We start from the raw sequence: 16,939 nt of genomic DNA, 5'->3' as shown, positions 1-16,939 counted from the left end.
CTCATAAGTTTGCGGACCAGCCCACGCGAGCTGGCACGTAGCTAGCAAAAAGCAGGTAATTAGTACGCGCATAGCTGGGATTTTATAAAAGTAACGCAGTTTTGCAAGGGAATAATTCGCATTTCCCCGTTGCGGCGCTCCTGGTATTCTACCGCGCCCTGCCTGAGCGCTCGCTCGCCGACCACCAGCCGGTGGGGGATGCCGATGAGCTCCATGTCCGCGAACATCACTCCGGGACGTTCGTCGCGGTCATCCAGCAGGACTTCGATACCGCAGGCGGAAAGTTCGTCATGCATTCTCTCCGACTCAGCGCGCACACCGGCGCTTGTTCCGGCCGGCACAATGGCGAGCTGGAAAGGCGCCATAGCCTGCGGAAAAACGATTCCGTGCTGGTCGTTATTTTGCTCGATCGCAGCCGCCACGATGCGCGACACGCCGATTCCATAGCAGCCCATTTCCATTGCCCGCGTTTGCCCGTTTTCGTCCAGGAATTTCGCGTCCATGGCCTCGGAATATTTGGTGCCGAGTTGAAATACGTGGCCGACTTCGATCCCTCGACAAATCTCCAATAACCCCTTGCCGTCGGGGCTGCGGTCCCCGAGCACAACGTTGCGTATGTCCGCGACGGTCGACGGTTCCGGTAAGTCGCGGCCAAAGTTGACGCCGATCAAGTGATAGTCGTTGGCGTTGGCGCCGCAAATGAAATCGCTCATTGCCGCGACACTGCGATCGGCTATTGTGACTATATTCGGATCCAGACCTACGGGCCCGATGTAGCCGGGCGGGCATCCCGTTGCCGCCAGGATTTCCTTATCCGTGGCAAAACGGAACCGATTGAGGCCGGGAATATTTTGTGTTTTTGTCTCATTCAACGCATGATCCCCGCGCACCAGCAGCATATACATCCGCTGATCGCAGGCGACCAGCAGCGACTTCACGGTTCTCGCGAGGGGCAGTTTGAGCAAGTCGCTCACTTCTTTGCAGGTTTTTTTCCCGGGAGTGGCAACTTTTTCCATTGTTTGCCGTGGCGCCCCTCGGGCGACTTCAGGCGCAAGCGCTTCGGCCAGCTGGACATTTGCCGCGTAATTTGAGTTTGGGCAAAACGCGATCGCGTCTTCGCCGGATTCCGCCAGCACATGGAATTCATGCGATATGGTTCCGCCGATTGTGCCGGTTGCTGCAGCAACGGCACGAAATTTGAGACCCAGGCGCGTGAAGATTCGCGAGTAGGTATCGTACATCAGCTGATAGGTTCGACCGAGGCTTGCCTTGTCTGGGTGGAACGAATAGGCGTCCTTCATTACGAATTCGCGCGCGCGGATTACGCCAAAGCGCGGGCGAATCTCGTCGCGGAACTTGGTCTGGATTTGGTAAAAATTAACGGGCAGTTGGCGATAACTTTTTATTTCGCGGCGCACGATGTCGGTGATGACCTCTTCATGTGTCGGGCCGAAACAGAAGTCGCGCTGGTGTCGGTCCTTAATCCGCAGCAGTTCCGGGCCGTACATGTCCCAGCGTCCGGATTCCTGCCACAGTTCCGCTGGTTGCACGGCGGTCATGAGTAGTTCAACTGCGCCGCTCTTGTCCATTTCTTGGCGAATGATGGCTTCCACTTTGCGAAGCACGCGCAGGCCAAGCGGCATCCAGCTATAAAGGCCGCTCGCCAGGCGCTTGATGAGGCCGGCGCGCAGCATTAAACGATGGCTGACAAGTTCGGCTTCGGAAGGTGCTTCTTTCAAGGTGGAAAGAAAGTACTGCGAGACCCGCATAGATACCCGCTAAACTCCGACCAAAAGTGTCGTATTTTACAATCTTATGTGAAATATGGAAAAATTAGCTTGATTTGGATAATGACGGGTGGTTGATATGATCGACAGAGACGGATATCGCCCTAATGTCGGCATTATTATTCTCAATTCCAGGAACGAGGTTTTTTGGGGCAAGCGGGTAAAGGAGCATTCCTGGCAGTTTCCGCAGGGTGGGATCAACCCCGGAGAATCACCTGAGCAAGCCATGTACCGCGAGCTCCTGGAAGAGGTCGGATTAAGCCGTGAGCACGTGAAAATCATCGGGCGCACGCGCGATTGGTTGCGTTACAACGTGCCATTTAACTGGGTCAGGAAGGTATGGCGTGGTTCTTACAAGGGCCAAAAGCAGATCTGGTACCTATTGAGGCTTGTTGGTCGCGACTGCGATGTCAAACTCCGTGCGCACGCGCATCCTGAATTTGATGCGTGGTGCTGGCAGAACTATTGGGTGCCAATGGAGTCTGTAATAGAGTTCAAGCGCGATGTTTACCAGCAGGCGCTCAACGAACTCTCGCGCTTTCTAAACCGCGATAACGGTACGCGCCACCAAAGGGTCAAATCTCGCGGTGTTTGACGCGCGGCCTGTACGGGCCGGCTGCTAGCGCGCCTGCTGGGATATTTGTAGTTGCCCGCTATTTTTGCAAGATGCTATAGGCAAATCGGGTATAGCTTACCCAAATGGAGGCAATAGCATGTTTAGAGATTTCCATCCACTTCCCCTATATTCGCTCAATACAGCCACAACCTATCACCAGCCTACGCAAAGCAAGGTTGCGCGACTAAATCTTGAAAGCCCGGCCCAGGAATGCATGACGGACCTCAAGCATGTGTGCGCCGCAACCATAGAACCGGAAGCTACTCTCGATGCAGCGAATCAGACGATGATCGAACGCGGGGTGCGACTTTTGCTGGTGGTAGACAGATCGCGCTTAGTACTGGGATTGATTAGCGCTGCCGACATCTTGGGCGAGAAACCGCTGCTATTTGTGCGCGAACGTGGAATCATGCGTCAGGACGTATTAGTTCGGGACATCATGATTCCGCAGCATCGCCTCGAAGTGTTGAAACTGGAAGATATTCAAAATGCGCGGGTAGGTCACGTGGTTGCCACACTCAAAAAAAGCGGCAAGCAGCATGCTGTGGTGGTGGATGCAGGTCCTGTCGAGAATACGCAGAAAGTGCGCGGCATTTTTTCGGCGACCCAGGTAGCACGGCAACTTGGAGCGTTCATTCATACCACCGAAATGGCTCGGACTTTTGCTGAAATCGAATCCGCGCTGAGCCATTAACATTCGGCGACGTTTATTGACAATGCCGTAGTCGCAGATTAAACTTTGTTTATTTATTAGAATTAGTCTAATTTGCGCCTCTGGGGTTTGGCACGTGCGGCAAGCGCGCAATTCACAGTTATGTGTTGAATCAGTCAATTAATTACAGGAGAGCAAAATGCAGCTTAAAGGATCGAAGACCCACGACAATCTCAAAGCGGCATTTGCCGGCGAATCAATGGCAAACCGGCGCTATTTATACTTCGCATCTAAAGCCGACGTGGAAGGGCAAAACGATGTGTCGGCAGTTTTTCGTTCCACGGCAGAAGGGGAAACGGGCCATGCCCACGGTCATCTCGAGTACCTGGAGGCCTGCGGTGATCCTGCCACTGATCAGCCTTTTGGTCCCACTCGTCTCAACTTGAAATCGGCGATTCACGGCGAGACACACGAATACACCAATATGTATCCCGGAATGGCCAAGGTTGCCCGCGACGAAGGATTCGGTGAAATTGCGGATTGGTTCGAGACCTTGGCCAAGGCGGAGCGGTCTCACGCCAACCGATTCAAGAAAGCTCTGGACGCATTGGCTGAATAAATGCTCATGCAAGGGGGTCTGGAATAAGGAGTCTATTATCCCGCCCTTGTTTTCTCTTGTTTTGCCTCCCGGCGCTGACGTTTCTTCCATGTTATGACCCGCGAAGGCAGCTTGGAAGCGCCGAAGCGCCATCCCATCGACTGGTGCAAGCCGGACTACTATAACGAGGAGCAGCTGGTCAATGAACTTGGGCGGGTGTTCAATATCTGCCACGGCTGCCGACGCTGCGTGAACCTGTGCAATGCTTTTCCGCGCCTGTTCGACTTGATTGATGAAGGGACCACAGGGGAACTGGATGGGGTCGACAAGAGCAAATACTGGGACGTCGTGAACCAATGCTATCTGTGTGACATGTGTTTCATGACCAAATGCCCGTACGTGCCGCCGCATCCTTGGAATGTTGACTTTCCGCACTTGATGCTGCGCGCCAAGACAATCAAATACCGGCGTGGCGAGGTGAAATTTCGTGACAAGCTGCTCTCCGGCACCGATGCCCTGGGGAAACTCGCCAGCATTCCAGTGGTGGTGCAGATTGTTAACGCGGTCAACAAGGCGCCCACAGCACGTAAAGCTATGCAAGGAATGCTGGGAATCCACAAGGACCGCCATTTGCCTGAATACCGGAGCGCGACATTCCGCAAAACTGCAGTCGGTAAATGCGATTTTCCGGTGAAAGACGGTGCCAACACCCCGGGCAAGGTGGTGATTTTTTCCACGTGTTACATCAACTACAACGAACCGGGCATAGGCTACGATCTGCTGAGAATCCTCGAACACAACGCGATTTCAGCAACGATAGTGGAACAAGAAGTATGTTGCGGTATGCCCAAGCTGGAACTCGGCGCGCTCGAAGAAGTAGCCAAACTCAAGAAGGTGAACATTCCGCAGCTGGTAAATTTCGCTAGGCAGGGCTACGCAATACTTACAGCGGTGCCGTCTTGTACTTTGATGTTCAAGAAGGAGTTGCCGTTACTCTTTCCCGACGATGCCGCGGTGAAGTCCGTTGCGGAGGCGATGTTCGACCCTTTCGAGTATCTCATGCTGCGGCTGCGCGACGGCCTACTCAAAACTGATTTCAAGAAAGCGCTAGGCAACGTTTCGTACCACGTTCCCTGCCATCTGCGGGTGCAGAACATAGGACAGAAAACTCGGGAACTGCTGCAGATGGTACCCGGCACCCAAATCAATACCGTGGAACGCTGTTCGGGGCATGACGGGACCTGGGGTGTGAAGACCGAATTTTTCGATATCTCGATGAAAATCGGCAGGCCGGTGTTCAGGCAAATGGCGGAGCATACCCCGGATTACATCAGTTCCGACTGTGCAATTGCCGGCCGCCACATAGCGCAAGGTATGGGTAATACTGCACCGCGTAAGGAACATCCGCTCACGCTGATGCGCATTGCTTACGGCTTGTAGGCTATGCAACTGAATTAAAAAAAGACTGGAACCCGATATGACACATGTAACCCGCGACAGCCTAATGACGCTTGAAGCATATGCGCGCGCGCGCAAGGAATTCCGCGCCAGGGTGATGGCGCATAAGAAGAACCGCAATGTGTATCTGGGCAGCAACGTGACGCTCATGTTCGAGGACGAACTCACCATGCGCTACCAGATCCAGGAAATGCTGCATGCCGAAAAGATCTTCGAGGAAGACGGTATTCGGGATGAGCTTGATGCGTATAACCCGCTGATTCCCGACGGCGGCAATTTGAAAGCTACAATGCTGATCGAGTATCCGGAGGTCGAACAACGCAGGCAAATGCTGGCCAAACTCAAAGGCGTAGAGAAACGCGTTTGGTTGCAGGCCACCGGTTGCAGTCGCGTTTATGCGATCGCAGATGAGGATCTGGAACGCGAGGACGAGGAGAAAACCTCATCAGTGCATTTTCTGCGTTTTGAGCTTACGCCCGAAATTATCTGGTCGCTCAAAGAAGGCGCCACACTCGTCATTGGGGTAGACCATCCCGAGTATGAAGTGGCGGGTGAATCCGTTGCAGAGTCAGTGCGCGTGTCGCTTATCAGGGACTTGCGCGGTTCCTGACAAAACGTGCGTTAAAGGAGCACGAGATTATCGCGGTGAATGAGTTCGGGTTCTTCCACATAGCCCAGTACCGATTCGATTTCGTGGCTCGGCAATCTGATAATGCGCCGCGCGTCCCCGGCATTATAGTTGACTAGCCCGCGCGCAATTTCCCGTCCCTGCGGATCAAAACAAGCCACCACTTCACCGCGCTCGAAATCGCCGGATAAATCGCACACGCCGACCGGCAGCAGGCTTTTGCCATCGGCGCAAAGCGCACGCGCCGCCCCGGCATCCAGCACCAGTTTCCCGCGTACTTGCAGGTGATCTGCAAGCCATTGCTTGCGCGCGGCGAGAGTCATGGTAACGGCCGCGATGTGGGTGCCTATGTCGTCTCCTTGCGCGAGACTGAGCAGGACATTGTGTTCGTAACCCGAAGCGATGACGGTATGCGCACCGCTGCGGGCGGCGCGCTTGGCGGCAAGTACTTTCGTCAGCATACCGCCGCTGCCTACGTGCGAACCGCTGCCGCCCGCCATAGTTTCGAGCTGTTCGTCCCCCGCCCTTGCTTCACTTATCAATGCAGCATGCGGGTTCTTACGTGGATCGGAGGTATACAATCCCGCCAAATCGGTAAGAATAATCAGCACGTCTGCTTCAATCAGATTGGTCACCAGCGCACCCAGCGTGTCATTGTCGCCGAAACGAATTTCATCAGTCACTACTGTGTCGTTCTCATTGATGATGGGAATGACATTGAGGGCCAGCAGCGCGCGCAGGGTGGAGCGGGCGTTGAGATAACGCTTGCGATCGGATAAATCCTCGTGCGTCAGTAGGATCTGCGCGGTGTGCAACCCGAACTCCCGAAAGCACGTCTCGTATGCTTGAATCAGACCCATCTGTCCGACGGCAGCAGCAGCCTGCAGCTCGTGCATGGAGATCGGGCGCTTGTTCCAGCCCAGCCGTTGCATGCCTTCGGCGATGGCCCCAGATGAAACCAGCAATACGTCTTTGCCTTGGCTCTTCAGTGTAGCGATCTGGCTGGCCCAGCGTGCGAATGCCGCGTGGTCCAGCCCTCTTTGCTGGTTAGTGACTAGGCTACTGCCAACTTTCACGACCAGCCGATTGGCGTTTTTTAAGGCCTCGCGCATAATTCAGCTCCGAATCCCTCAATTTTGTTCCAAGTACCGCATCACCGCCAAAATAAGCTCTTTGCAGCCTTTGCCGGTGAGCGCAGAAATAATAAAGCTTTTTTCCTGCCAGCCAAAATCGCTCAGAAACTGACGGGTTCTTTCCAAGCGCTCGAGCGGGGTGAGCAAGTCGAGCTTGTTAAGCACCAACCAGCGTGGTTTTTGGAACAACACTTCATCGTATTTCTTGAGCTCCTCGATTACTGCGCGGGCATCACGTACCGGGTTCGTGGCTTCGCCGAGCGGCGCGATGTCGACAAGGTGCAGCAACAGACGGGTGCGCGCGAGGTGCTTCAAAAACTGGTGTCCGAGTCCGGCGCCTTCCGCCGCGCCTTCAATCAGCCCTGGAATGTCTGCAATGACAAAGCTGCGATGGTGATCCACGCGTACTACGCCCAGATGCGGCTCGAGGGTGGTGAAAGGATAGTCCGCCACTTTAGGGCGCGCCGCGGACACGGCGCGTATAAACGTTGATTTGCCGGCGTTTGGCATGCCAAGCAGACCAACATCCGCAAGCACCTTGAGTTCCAGTTTGAGTTCGCGGGTTTCTCCCTCGGTGCCGCGCGTGAACCGGCGCGGGGCGCGGTTGATACTGGATTTGAAATGCAGGTTGCCGAGACCGCCTTCACCGCCTTTGGCAAGCAGCGCTTTTTGCCCGTGCTGCGCAAGGTCGGCGACCAGTTCTCCGGTACGATTGTCGTTGACCACCGTTCCGACGGGTACGCGCAGCACGACATCCTCGGCGCTTTTGCCGTAACAATCCGCGCCACGTCCACGATTGCCGCTTTTCGCGCGATAGATGCGCTGGTAGCGATAATCGATGAGCGTATTCACATTGCGGTCGGCAACGGCGTAAATGCTGCCCCCGCGCCCACCATCTCCGCCATCGGGCCCGCCACGCGGCACGAATTTTTCCCGTCGAAAATGAGCTACGCCGTCCCCGCCATTGCCGGCGGCGACCTGTATTATTGCCTCGTCTATAAATTTCATGTCGGAAGCGGAGTCGATTCTCATGCGAAGGGAAATGAAAAAAGCCCTATCAAGCGATAGGGCTTTCCCGTTTGGCCAGATGTCGGCTAGACCGGAACCACGCTTACCGTTTTGTGATTCTCGGGTCCCTTGGATTTGAATTGCACCTTCCCGGTTATTTTGGCGAACAGCGTATGGTCCTTGCCTGTACCCACGTTATCTCCAGCATGAACCCGCGTTCCGCGCTGGCGCACAATGATGCCGCCGGCCGAAATTAGCTCGCCGCCGAAACACTTAACACCAAGGCGTTTAGCTTGAGAATCACGGCCATTGCGGGAACTGCCACCGGCTTTCTTATGTGCCATGGCTAATCGTCCTTGTTCGAGATTGCGTCAATACGAATTTCCGTGTAGTTCTGGCGGTGGCCCTGGGTTCTTCGGTAATTTTTGCGGCGCCTCATTTTGAATATCTGCACTTTTTCGCCGCGTCCATGGGCGATCACGGTCGCCTTGACTTTGGCATCGCGAACCCACGGCGCGCCAGTCGCGATCTTGTCGCCATCAGCGATCAGCAATACCTGCTCGAGCACAATTTCGCTGCCGACTTCCTGCGATATATGCTCGATTTTCAGTTTTTCGCCTGAAGCAACCCGGTATTGCTTGCCCCCGGTTTTTATCACCGCGTACACATTATGCTCCCGGTACGTCCTAATTTATTCAATATAAAAAGGTAATTTTATATGAACCGCCATATCGAGTCAAAACTAGCGTGCTTCTTTTAACTTCATATGCACGCCGGCCCGGGCTCTACAAAATAAATTATTCTGTTATGCTTGTGAAATATCTTTCCGCCGCGGTAATTTAACTTGGATACCTCTTTGTCAATTGACGCCATCCGCGGATCCATTGAGCAGGACATGCGCGAAGTGGATCAGGTCATTCGCAGGCGCTTGCATTCCAATGTCGCCCTGGTACGTCAAGTTGCCGAATACATTATCAACAGTGGCGGCAAGCGCTTACGACCTGCGCTGGTAATTCTGTCTGCCAGCGCGTTCGGCTATCGCGGGACGCGCCATTACGACTTGGCGGCGGTAATCGAATTTATCCATACGGCCACCTTGCTCCATGATGACGTGGTGGACGGATCGGCGTTGCGCCGAAGCAGCCCCACCGCGAATGCTCTGTTTGGCAACGCCGCCAGCGTGCTGGTGGGTGATTTCGTATACTCGAGGTCATTTCAAATGATGGTGGAGGTCGACAACATGCGGGTGATGCAGGTTTTGGCAGATGCCACGAACGTGATTGCAGAGGGTGAAGTACTGCAACTACTGAATTGTCATAACGCCGACCTGGATGAACAAGGCTACTTGCAGGTGATTCGTTGTAAAACCGCCAAACTCTTTGAGGCAGCTACGCGACTTGGCGCGATACTTGGCCGGGCTTCGCATCCCAACGAGGAGGCCGTAGCACGTTACGGCCTGCATCTCGGCACAGCCTTCCAGCTCATTGACGATGTTCTCGACTATTCCGGCGACCGCCAGCAAACCGGAAAAAACATCGGAGACGATTTGGCCGAAGGAAAACCCACCTTGCCCCTCATATATGCCATGAAGCACGCCGACGGACGGCAAGCAGCAATTATTCGCAAGGCAATCGAGCAAGGCGGGCTTGAGGAATTTGAGACGGTGCTTGACACCATACATGAAACCCGCGCTCTCGACTACGCGCATGCCCGGGCCGAGAAAGAAGCGCAAGCGGCGTGTGACGCATGTGCTGTGCTGCCGCGTTCAATTTACCGCGATTCTTTGCTACAATTGGCTGATTTTGCGGTTAGCAGAAGCTGCTAGAACGTCTATCACACAGATGGTGGCGGTTGCCGCGGCCCATGCGCCAGATTCCACAACCATCTCCAACCGGGCCTAAAATAATCCCGGACTGCCACAATCGGGGTGTAGCTCAGCCTGGTAGAGTACTGCGTTCGGGACGCAGGAGTCGCTGGTTCGAATCCAGTCACCCCGACCATACTAATTTGGCACGCTCTGATTTCTGCCGCGGAGAATGAATTTGAGCAAACTGCTATTTTTAATAGTTTCCGCATTACTGGTTTACTGGGTTCTCAAGGCATACGGCAAGACCCTTTCAAAACCGGGTGAGAATCGAGATACCGCAGCGGAAGACATGGTGCGCTGCGCTCATTGTGGTGTGAATCTGCCGAAGAGCGAGAGCCTTAACAGTCACGGTGATTTTTTCTGCTCCAAGGAACATCTGCGTGCGCACTCGGGCAATAAATGACCCGAAATGCTGATGGCGGTCAGCCGATGCAAGCGCCAGATTCGCAAATAAGTGACTCGGGCAAATCGGGCAAAACCGCCCGAGCGGATCTCGAGGTCGGGAGTCGTGCAACAATACGCGGTTCCGGAACCTTCCTCGGACGCCTTCGACGTGCTTTTTGGGAAGGAATCACCGCGCCCGCGCAGTTGCTGACCGCACAGCATTCGGAATACCCGATTTCGTTTTGGCGCTCCCTTTTCTATTTCAATTTTTACCGGCTGGCCGTCGCCATATCGTTTATTTTCACCGCCGGATATTTCGGACAATCCCTCTTCGGGTCGCTTGATCAAGGCTTATTTTGGCGCGGCAGTATATTGTATGTGCTGTTCGGTATTTTCTGCCATTTCACTATTTCCGCGCGACGACCGCATTTCTCGCTGCAATTAAGCCTGCAGGTTTTTGGTGATATTGTTTTTCTCGTAACGTTGATGTATGCGAGCGGCGGCATCACAAGCGGACTCGGCTTGCTTCTTCTTGCATCGCTTGCCGCGGCAGGCCTCATAAGCCGCGGGCAACTATCCTTATTCTATGCGGCGCTGGCCAGCATTGCGGTGCTGCTCCAGCAAACCGTTCAGGTAATGCAAGGGCACGAGGACCGCACGCAGTATATTCAGTCGGGGATGCTCAGCATCGGTTACTTCGCCACCGCTTGGCTCGCGAATACCCTTGCCAAATATGCCTTGGTCAGTGAACGACTCGCCTTGCAGCGCGGCATCGAGCTTGCCAACTTGGCACAAGTTAATCAGCTGGTTATTCAGGATATGCAGGATGGCGTGCTGGTGGTAAACGAAAATGGGGTGATTCGACAACATAATTCACAGGTGGAGAGGTTTTTTGGGGGATTGAATCGGCAACGCGGAGACGACGTGTTATTGGAGCAATATGCGCCGGCGCTGGCACAGCGCCTTGCGCACTGGCGCATCCGGCCTCAAGACCCGGTCGAACCGCTAACGATCTCGGGCACACGTCTCATCGGGGTACGTTTTGTGGCTGTCGGCGACAGCCGCGCCCTTGGCACCGTCATTTTTCTTGAAGACTTGAGCCGCGTTCAAGCGCAAGCCCAGCAGCTCAAGCTTGCCGCCTTAGGCAGGCTCACCGCCAATATCGCACACGAAATCCGGAATCCCTTGAGTTCAATCAGCCATGCCACCGAGCTGCTTCAGGAAGAACCCGAGCAGACTGAAACGCAAACCCGCTTGCTTGAAATAATCAGCGAAAATGCCCAAAGGCTTGACCGCATGGTGCAAGATATTCTCAAGCTTAACCGCCGTGACCGGGCGCTGCGCGAGAACATAAAGCTAGTGAACTTCCTGCGCAAGTTTATTGAGGAATTCTGCCGAAACGAAAAGATTGCAACCGCCACCTTTAAGCTTGAGAGCCATGCTCAACCTGTATTGTTTTTCGATCGTAGCCATTTGAATCAAGTGATGTGGAACCTTTGCCGCAATGCTTTGCGCCATTGCCAGAGGCGGGAAGGCAGCATTCGGCTCGTAACAGCAGGCGGTACGGGCAAGGATGCGGTAAGATTAGACGTCATTGACGATGGCCCGGGTGTGTCCCCGGCATCTCGCGGCCACTTGTTTGAACCGTTTTTTACTACGGAGGCTGGCGGTACGGGACTGGGCCTGTACATCGCGCGCGAAATCTGTGGCGCGAACGACGCCACGTTGGATTATGTGGAGACCACAAAGGGCGGACATTTCAGGGTAATTTGCAAGTCAAGCACATGACTAAACGCAAACAAACGAAGTTGGAAAACGAAGGGCCAGGGCGCAACGTACTCATTGTCGATGATGAGGTCGATATCCTTGAGCTGCTGGAACTTACCTTATTGCGCATGGGGCTGGAAGTAGAACGCGCAGAAAACCTTGCCTCCGCGACCAAGTTATTACAGACGCGGCACTTTGACCTGTGCCTCACCGATATGCGTTTGCCAGACGGCGATGGACTGGATCTGGTGAAGTATATCGATGCGCACTGCGACGATTTGCCGGTCGCGGTGATCACGGCGCACGGCAGCGCCGAGAATGCGGTCGCTGCCTTGAAGGCAGGGGCGTTCGATTACATTGCTAAACCGGTGTCACTCGAACAGTTGCGCACCTTGGTGAAATCGGCATTAAGTCTGGCGCGGCCTGCTGATGACAAAACCGTCGAGAATGAGCTACTCGGCGGGTCTGAAGCCATGAGCCTGGTGCGCGAATTGATTGAAAAACTCTCGCGAAGCGAAGCGCCGGTTTATATCAGCGGCGAATCAGGGACCGGTAAGGAACTTGCAGCAAGGCTAATCCATGAAAAAAGTGCACGTCGAAGCGGCCCGTTCGTACCGGTAAACTGCGGTGCGATACCGGAAAACTTGATGGAAAGCGAATTTTTCGGATATAAGAAAGGAGCCTTCACTGGCGCCGAGCAAGACCGCGAGGGCTTTTTTCAGGCTGCAAACGGCGGCACGTTGTTTCTAGATGAAGTGGCAGATTTGCCCCTGTTGATGCAGGTCAAATTGCTGCGCGCGATTCAGGAAAAAAAAGTGCGCAAGGTCGGTTCCACTCAGGAGGAAAGCGCCGATGTGCGCATTATTAGCGCCACCCACCAGAACCTGGCGAAGGGTGTCGAGAACGGAAAATTCCGCCAAGATCTTTATTACCGGCTTAACGTGATTGAGTTGAAAATGCCCTCGCTGCGCGACATGCGCGAGGATATTCCCTTGATCGCGCGGGCCGTGTTAGGAGATCTTGCCAAAAAGCATGGAACCCCCGCAAGCGAACTGGATGACGACGCGTTGCAAGCGCTCGTACAATACGATTTTCCAGGCAACGTTCGCGAGCTAGAAAATATTCTGGAACGTTCGCTCGCGCTACGCTCGGGTCCCAAAATTACTCTCGAGGATCTGCAGCTTACCCCGCAGCAGCCTGCGGAACGCGCGGCCGTACCCGACGGGAAATGGCCATTGCAGGATTATCTCGATAAAGTTGAAAAGGACGCCATACTGGAAGCGTTGGGGAAAACCCGCTTTAATCGTACCGCGGCAGCAAAATTGCTCGGCATCACCTTTCGTTCATTACGCTATCGCATGGAACGCTTGGGCATTGATTGAACCAGAACCGGCAGCCTTCGACTCTGCGCTTGCAGCTAGATTCCCAAGGTGTATTGCAAGGCGCGCGCTTTCTCCCGTCACCCAATTGCGACGAGCGGCCAATAGACGGCGCAATCGAGTTATTGGTCATCCATAATATCAGCCTGCCGCCCAACGAATTCGGCGGGCCTGCGGTGCTCGAGCTGTTTACCAACCGACTCGCTGCGTCGGGCCACCCTTATTACCGGGTGATTTGTGGACTGAAGGTCTCGGCGCATTTTTTTATACGGCGCGACGGGCAAATCCTGCAATTTGTTCCTTGCTTAAAGCGTGCTTGGCATGCGGGAACATCGAAATGGCACGGCCGCCTACGCTGCAACGACTTTTCGATCGGAATAGAACTGGAAGGAAGCAATCTACTGCCGTTTCGGGATTCTCAGTATGCCGCGCTGGCTGCGCTAACCTTAGAGTTGAAGCGGGTTTACCCAGTCAAGGATATCGTCGGGCATTCTGCGATTGCGCCAGGGCGCAAGACGGACCCCGGCCCTTTTTTTGATTGGCAGCGCTTTTTTCAGGATGTTCGCAGCTAATTCAATCGTTTTACAATATATAGTATCCCTCCCACCCTTTCACCACAAAAAGTAGTTGCAGTCCCGAAGTCAACCTACTAGAATTGGTCAAGGAAGGGCTGTTTTTGACTACATATAGTAGTTTAACGGGCAACGCCCTGTTGCCTTAAGTGGTTACATATAAAAACTTAAAAAAATTACAAAATATCAGGAGACATCGAGATGCAGCAGCTCATTGCTACTGAAAACGATTCTGCCGTCTCCGCGGCCGGAATCAGCCCTTCAGATATTGCGCCTATTCTTGACCAGGACCCACGTTTTGCGCAGTACAAGGTCATCCGCCGCAACGGCAGCGTAGTCGCGTTCGAGCCGGTCAAAATTTCACTGGCGATGACTAAGGCGTACATCGCCGTGAACGGCGGACAGGGCGCCGCTTCGGCGCGCATTCGGGAAATGGTTGCGAAGCTTACTGAAACTGTGGTGAATGCGCTGATGCGCCGCCAGCCGAACGGCGGTACTTTCCATATCGAAGATATTCAGGATCAGGTAGAGCTGTCCCTCATGCGATCGGGAGAGCACGAAGTGGCACGCTCTTATGTGCTGTACCGCGAAGAGCGCGCCCGCAACCGCGCCAAACAAAAGGCGCTAATCGAAGCTGCTGCGCCACCTCAGGTAATCAATGTGGTCGAAAACGGCCGCAAAGTTCCGCTCGACATGCAGCGTTTGAGCGCGCGATTGCAAGCTTCCTGCGCGGGGCTGGGACAGGCCGTGGATGCAGGGCTGATCCTCAGATCTACGCTCAAGGACCTTTACGACGGCGTGCCAGCGGAAGAGGTGCGCAGGTCGGCGATTCTGTCGGCGCGCTCGCTGATTGAAAAAGACCCGGCCTATAGTGTTGTAACTGCGCGCTTGTTGTTGCACTCAATTCGCCTTGAGGCGCTCGGCGAAGAGGTCACTCAGGAACAGATGGTGGCCGCTTACGCCGAATATTTTCCGCGCTTTCTGCAAGAGGGCATCGATGCTGAACTATTGGATCCGCGCCTCGCGCGTTACGATCTGCGGCGCCTGGCCGCAGCGCTGGATGCGGGTCGTGATCTTCAGTTCGGCTACCTTGGATTACAAACCCTATATGATCGCTACTTCTTGCACATCCGCGGCCGCCACATTGAACTCCCGCAAGCATTCTTCATGCGCGTGGCCATGGGATTAGCGCTCAATGAGGTCGAACGCGAGGCGCGCGCCATTGAGTTCTATAACGTGCTCTCAAATTTCGATTTCATGAGCTCTACGCCCACACTATTCAATTCCGGTACCTTACGTTCACAGCTTTCCAGCTGTTACCTTGCGACCGTCAAAGATGATCTCGATGGGATTTACGAAGCGATCAAGGAGAACGCTCTTCTTGCCAAATATGCCGGGGGTTTAGGCAATGACTGGACGCCGGTACGTGCGCTGGGCAGCCATATCAAAGGCACCAACGGCAAGTCCCAGGGTGTGGTGCCATTCCTGAAAGTCGTGAACGATACTGCGGTAGCGGTGAACCAAGGCGGCAAACGCAAGGGTGCGGTTTGCTCGTACCTCGAGACTTGGCATTTGGATATCGAAGAATTTCTTGAACTGCGCAAGAACACCGGTGACGACCGCCGCCGCACCCATGACATGAACACCGCCAATTGGATTCCAGACCTGTTTATGAAGCGTGTCGTCGAAGGCGCCGAATGGACGCTGTTTTCACCGTCGGATGTGCCGGACCTGCACGATAAATATGGCAAGGAATTCGAACAGGCGTATACCGCTTACGAAGCGAAAGCCGCCAAGGGTGAAATTAAGCTATATAAGAAACTCCCCGCGCTGACGCTGTGGCGCAAGATGCTAACCATGTTGTTTGAAACCGGACATCCATGGATTACCTTCAAGGACGCCTGCAATATCCGCTCTCCTCAGCGACATGTGGGTGTCGTGCACAGTTCAAATCTCTGTACTGAGATTACACTCAACACCAACAACTCGGAAATTGCGGTGTGCAATTTGGGTTCTCTCAACCTGGTTGCCCACCTTAAGGATGGTAAGCTTGACCATGACAAGCTGAGGCGCACCGTGAGTACCGCCATGCGCATGCTGGATAACGTCATCGACATCAATTTTTATGCCGTCAACAAGGCTCGCAATTCCAATCTCAAGCATCGGCCTGTGGGGCTTGGCATCATGGGTTTCCAAGATTGTTTGCATGAACTACGCATTCCGTACGCATCGCAGGATGCAATTGAATTTGCCGACCGTTCCATGGAAGCGGTGGCATATCATGCGTATTGGGCCTCTACCGCGCTCGCTGCCGAACGCGGGCGCTATCCCTCATATGCCGGTTCACTGTGGGACCGTGGCGTATTGCCGCAGGATACCTTAAAGCTACTGCGGCAGGAGCGTGGAGGCGATGTCGAGGTCGATGAATCGTCGACGCTCGACTGGGGTGCGCTGCGTGCGCGCATCAAAAACTACGGCATGCGCAATTCCAATTGTCTTGCAATTGCGCCTACCGCTACGATCGCCAATATCATCGGGGTTTCGGCGAGTATTGAACCCACATACCAGAACCTGTATGTCAAATCCAATCTTTCCGGAGAATTTACTGTAGTCAATCGGTATCTCGTGGCGGACCTGAAGAAACTCGGGATGTGGGATGAAGTGATGATTTCCGATTTAAAGTATTTTGATGGTGGTCTGTCGAAAATCGATCGAATTCCCAGCGATATCCGCAACCTTTACGCATCTGCCTTCGAAATCGATCCGGTGTTTCTGGTGGAGGCGGCGTCGCGCCGCCAGAAATGGATTGATCAGGCGCAGTCCCTTAATATTTATATGGCCGGAGCGAGTGGCAAAAAGCTGGATGAGATATACAGGTTGGCGTGGCGCCGCGCGCTGAAGACGACCTATTATCTGCGCACGTTGGGTGCAACGCACGCAGAGAAGTCCACGGTCAAGGCCGGACAGCTCAATGCGGTGCCGGTAACAGAGGGCCAGAAACGGGATGGGGTGGAGTTATGTTCCATCGACAATCCCAGTTGTGAATCCTGTCAGTGATTAGCATCCACCTATAACTACATAAAGGAGAGA

Annotated in this window: 15 protein-coding genes, 1 tRNA gene and 1 pseudogene; 12 read left to right on the top strand and 5 right to left on the bottom strand. The window is 54.2% G+C overall.

Annotation, left to right across the window (positions count from 1 at the left end; translation table 11 throughout):
• Window positions 1-59: 59 nt before the first annotated feature.
• Window positions 60-1,769, bottom strand: a complete 1,710-nt coding sequence (locus VLV32_02375) for a proline--tRNA ligase (protein ID HUL40742.1) — start codon at window positions 1,767-1,769, stop codon at window positions 60-62.
• A gap of 97 nt (window positions 1,770-1,866) precedes the next feature.
• Between VLV32_02375 and VLV32_02370 the strand changes: the two genes are divergently transcribed.
• From VLV32_02370 to VLV32_02350, 5 genes are all read left to right on the top strand, one after another.
• Window positions 1,867-2,382, top strand: coding sequence for an RNA pyrophosphohydrolase (locus VLV32_02370; GenBank protein HUL40741.1), 516 nt, complete (start codon window positions 1,867-1,869; stop codon window positions 2,380-2,382).
• A gap of 118 nt (window positions 2,383-2,500) precedes the next feature.
• Window positions 2,501-3,097 carry a CBS domain-containing protein gene (locus tag VLV32_02365; GenBank protein HUL40740.1) on the top strand — a complete coding sequence of 199 codons (597 nt, stop codon included), beginning with the start codon at window positions 2,501-2,503 and terminating at the stop codon, window positions 3,095-3,097.
• A gap of 157 nt (window positions 3,098-3,254) precedes the next feature.
• Window positions 3,255-3,674 carry a rubrerythrin family protein gene (locus VLV32_02360; GenBank protein HUL40739.1) on the top strand — a complete coding sequence of 140 codons (420 nt, stop codon included), beginning with the start codon at window positions 3,255-3,257 and terminating at the stop codon, window positions 3,672-3,674.
• Between the two features lie 93 nt (window positions 3,675-3,767).
• Window positions 3,768-5,093, top strand: a complete 1,326-nt coding sequence (locus VLV32_02355) for a heterodisulfide reductase-related iron-sulfur binding cluster (protein HUL40738.1) — start codon at window positions 3,768-3,770, stop codon at window positions 5,091-5,093.
• Window positions 5,094-5,130: 37 nt separating this feature from the next.
• On the top strand, window positions 5,131-5,721 hold the full coding sequence (locus VLV32_02350) for a DUF3501 family protein (GenBank protein HUL40737.1): 591 nt from the start codon (window positions 5,131-5,133) through the stop codon (window positions 5,719-5,721).
• An 11-nt stretch (window positions 5,722-5,732) separates the two neighbouring features.
• Here VLV32_02350 and proB read toward each other — a convergent pair whose 3' ends face one another.
• The 4 genes and pseudogenes from proB to rplU form a co-directional block, all read right to left on the bottom strand.
• Window positions 5,733-6,851: a glutamate 5-kinase gene (proB, locus tag VLV32_02345; protein HUL40736.1), complete on the bottom strand. Its 1,119-nt coding sequence runs from the start codon at window positions 6,849-6,851 to the stop codon at window positions 5,733-5,735.
• Window positions 6,852-6,878: 27 nt separating this feature from the next.
• Window positions 6,879-7,880 (bottom strand): annotated as a pseudogene (gene obgE, locus VLV32_02340) (GTPase ObgE).
• Between the two features lie 86 nt (window positions 7,881-7,966).
• Window positions 7,967-8,224: a 50S ribosomal protein L27 gene (rpmA, locus tag VLV32_02335; protein ID HUL40735.1), complete on the bottom strand. Its 258-nt coding sequence runs from the start codon at window positions 8,222-8,224 to the stop codon at window positions 7,967-7,969.
• Window positions 8,225-8,226: 2 nt separating this feature from the next.
• Entirely contained in the window at window positions 8,227-8,547 is a 321-nt protein-coding gene (gene rplU, locus VLV32_02330) for a 50S ribosomal protein L21 (GenBank protein HUL40734.1), read from the bottom strand.
• Window positions 8,548-8,775: 228 nt separating this feature from the next.
• Here rplU and VLV32_02325 point away from each other — a divergent pair, with 228 nt between their 5' ends.
• The 7 genes from VLV32_02325 to VLV32_02295 all read left to right on the top strand — a co-directional run bounded on the left by VLV32_02325 (window position 8,776) and on the right by VLV32_02295 (window position 16,906).
• Window positions 8,776-9,705, top strand: coding sequence for a polyprenyl synthetase family protein (locus VLV32_02325; protein HUL40733.1), 930 nt, complete (start codon window positions 8,776-8,778; stop codon window positions 9,703-9,705).
• Between the two features lie 98 nt (window positions 9,706-9,803).
• A tRNA-Pro gene (locus VLV32_02320) sits at window positions 9,804-9,880 on the top strand.
• A gap of 42 nt (window positions 9,881-9,922) precedes the next feature.
• Window positions 9,923-10,150, top strand: a complete 228-nt coding sequence (locus tag VLV32_02315; GenBank protein ID HUL40732.1) for a PP0621 family protein — start codon at window positions 9,923-9,925, stop codon at window positions 10,148-10,150.
• 26 nt (window positions 10,151-10,176) lie between these two features.
• On the top strand, window positions 10,177-11,919 hold the full coding sequence (locus tag VLV32_02310) for a HAMP domain-containing sensor histidine kinase (GenBank protein ID HUL40731.1): 1,743 nt from the start codon (window positions 10,177-10,179) through the stop codon (window positions 11,917-11,919).
• Entirely contained in the window at window positions 11,916-13,280 is a 1,365-nt protein-coding gene (locus VLV32_02305; GenBank protein ID HUL40730.1) for a sigma-54 dependent transcriptional regulator, read from the top strand. Before VLV32_02310 ends, VLV32_02305 begins: the two co-directional genes overlap by 4 nt.
• A complete protein-coding gene (gene ampD / locus VLV32_02300; GenBank protein ID HUL40729.1) occupies window positions 13,277-13,849 on the top strand; it encodes a 1,6-anhydro-N-acetylmuramyl-L-alanine amidase AmpD in 573 nt (190 codons plus the stop codon). Before VLV32_02305 ends, ampD begins: the two co-directional genes overlap by 4 nt.
• A 201-nt stretch (window positions 13,850-14,050) precedes the next feature.
• A complete protein-coding gene (locus tag VLV32_02295) occupies window positions 14,051-16,906 on the top strand; it encodes a ribonucleoside-diphosphate reductase subunit alpha (GenBank protein HUL40728.1) in 2,856 nt (951 codons plus the stop codon).
• Window positions 16,907-16,939: the final 33 nt, after the last annotated feature.

The organism is Burkholderiales bacterium, from assembly GCA_035518095.1.
GTDB lineage: Bacteria > Pseudomonadota > Gammaproteobacteria > Burkholderiales > JAHFRG01 > JAHFRG01.
Note: the sequence above shows the minus strand (reverse complement) of the source record. Positions and strands in the feature narration are given on the sequence as shown.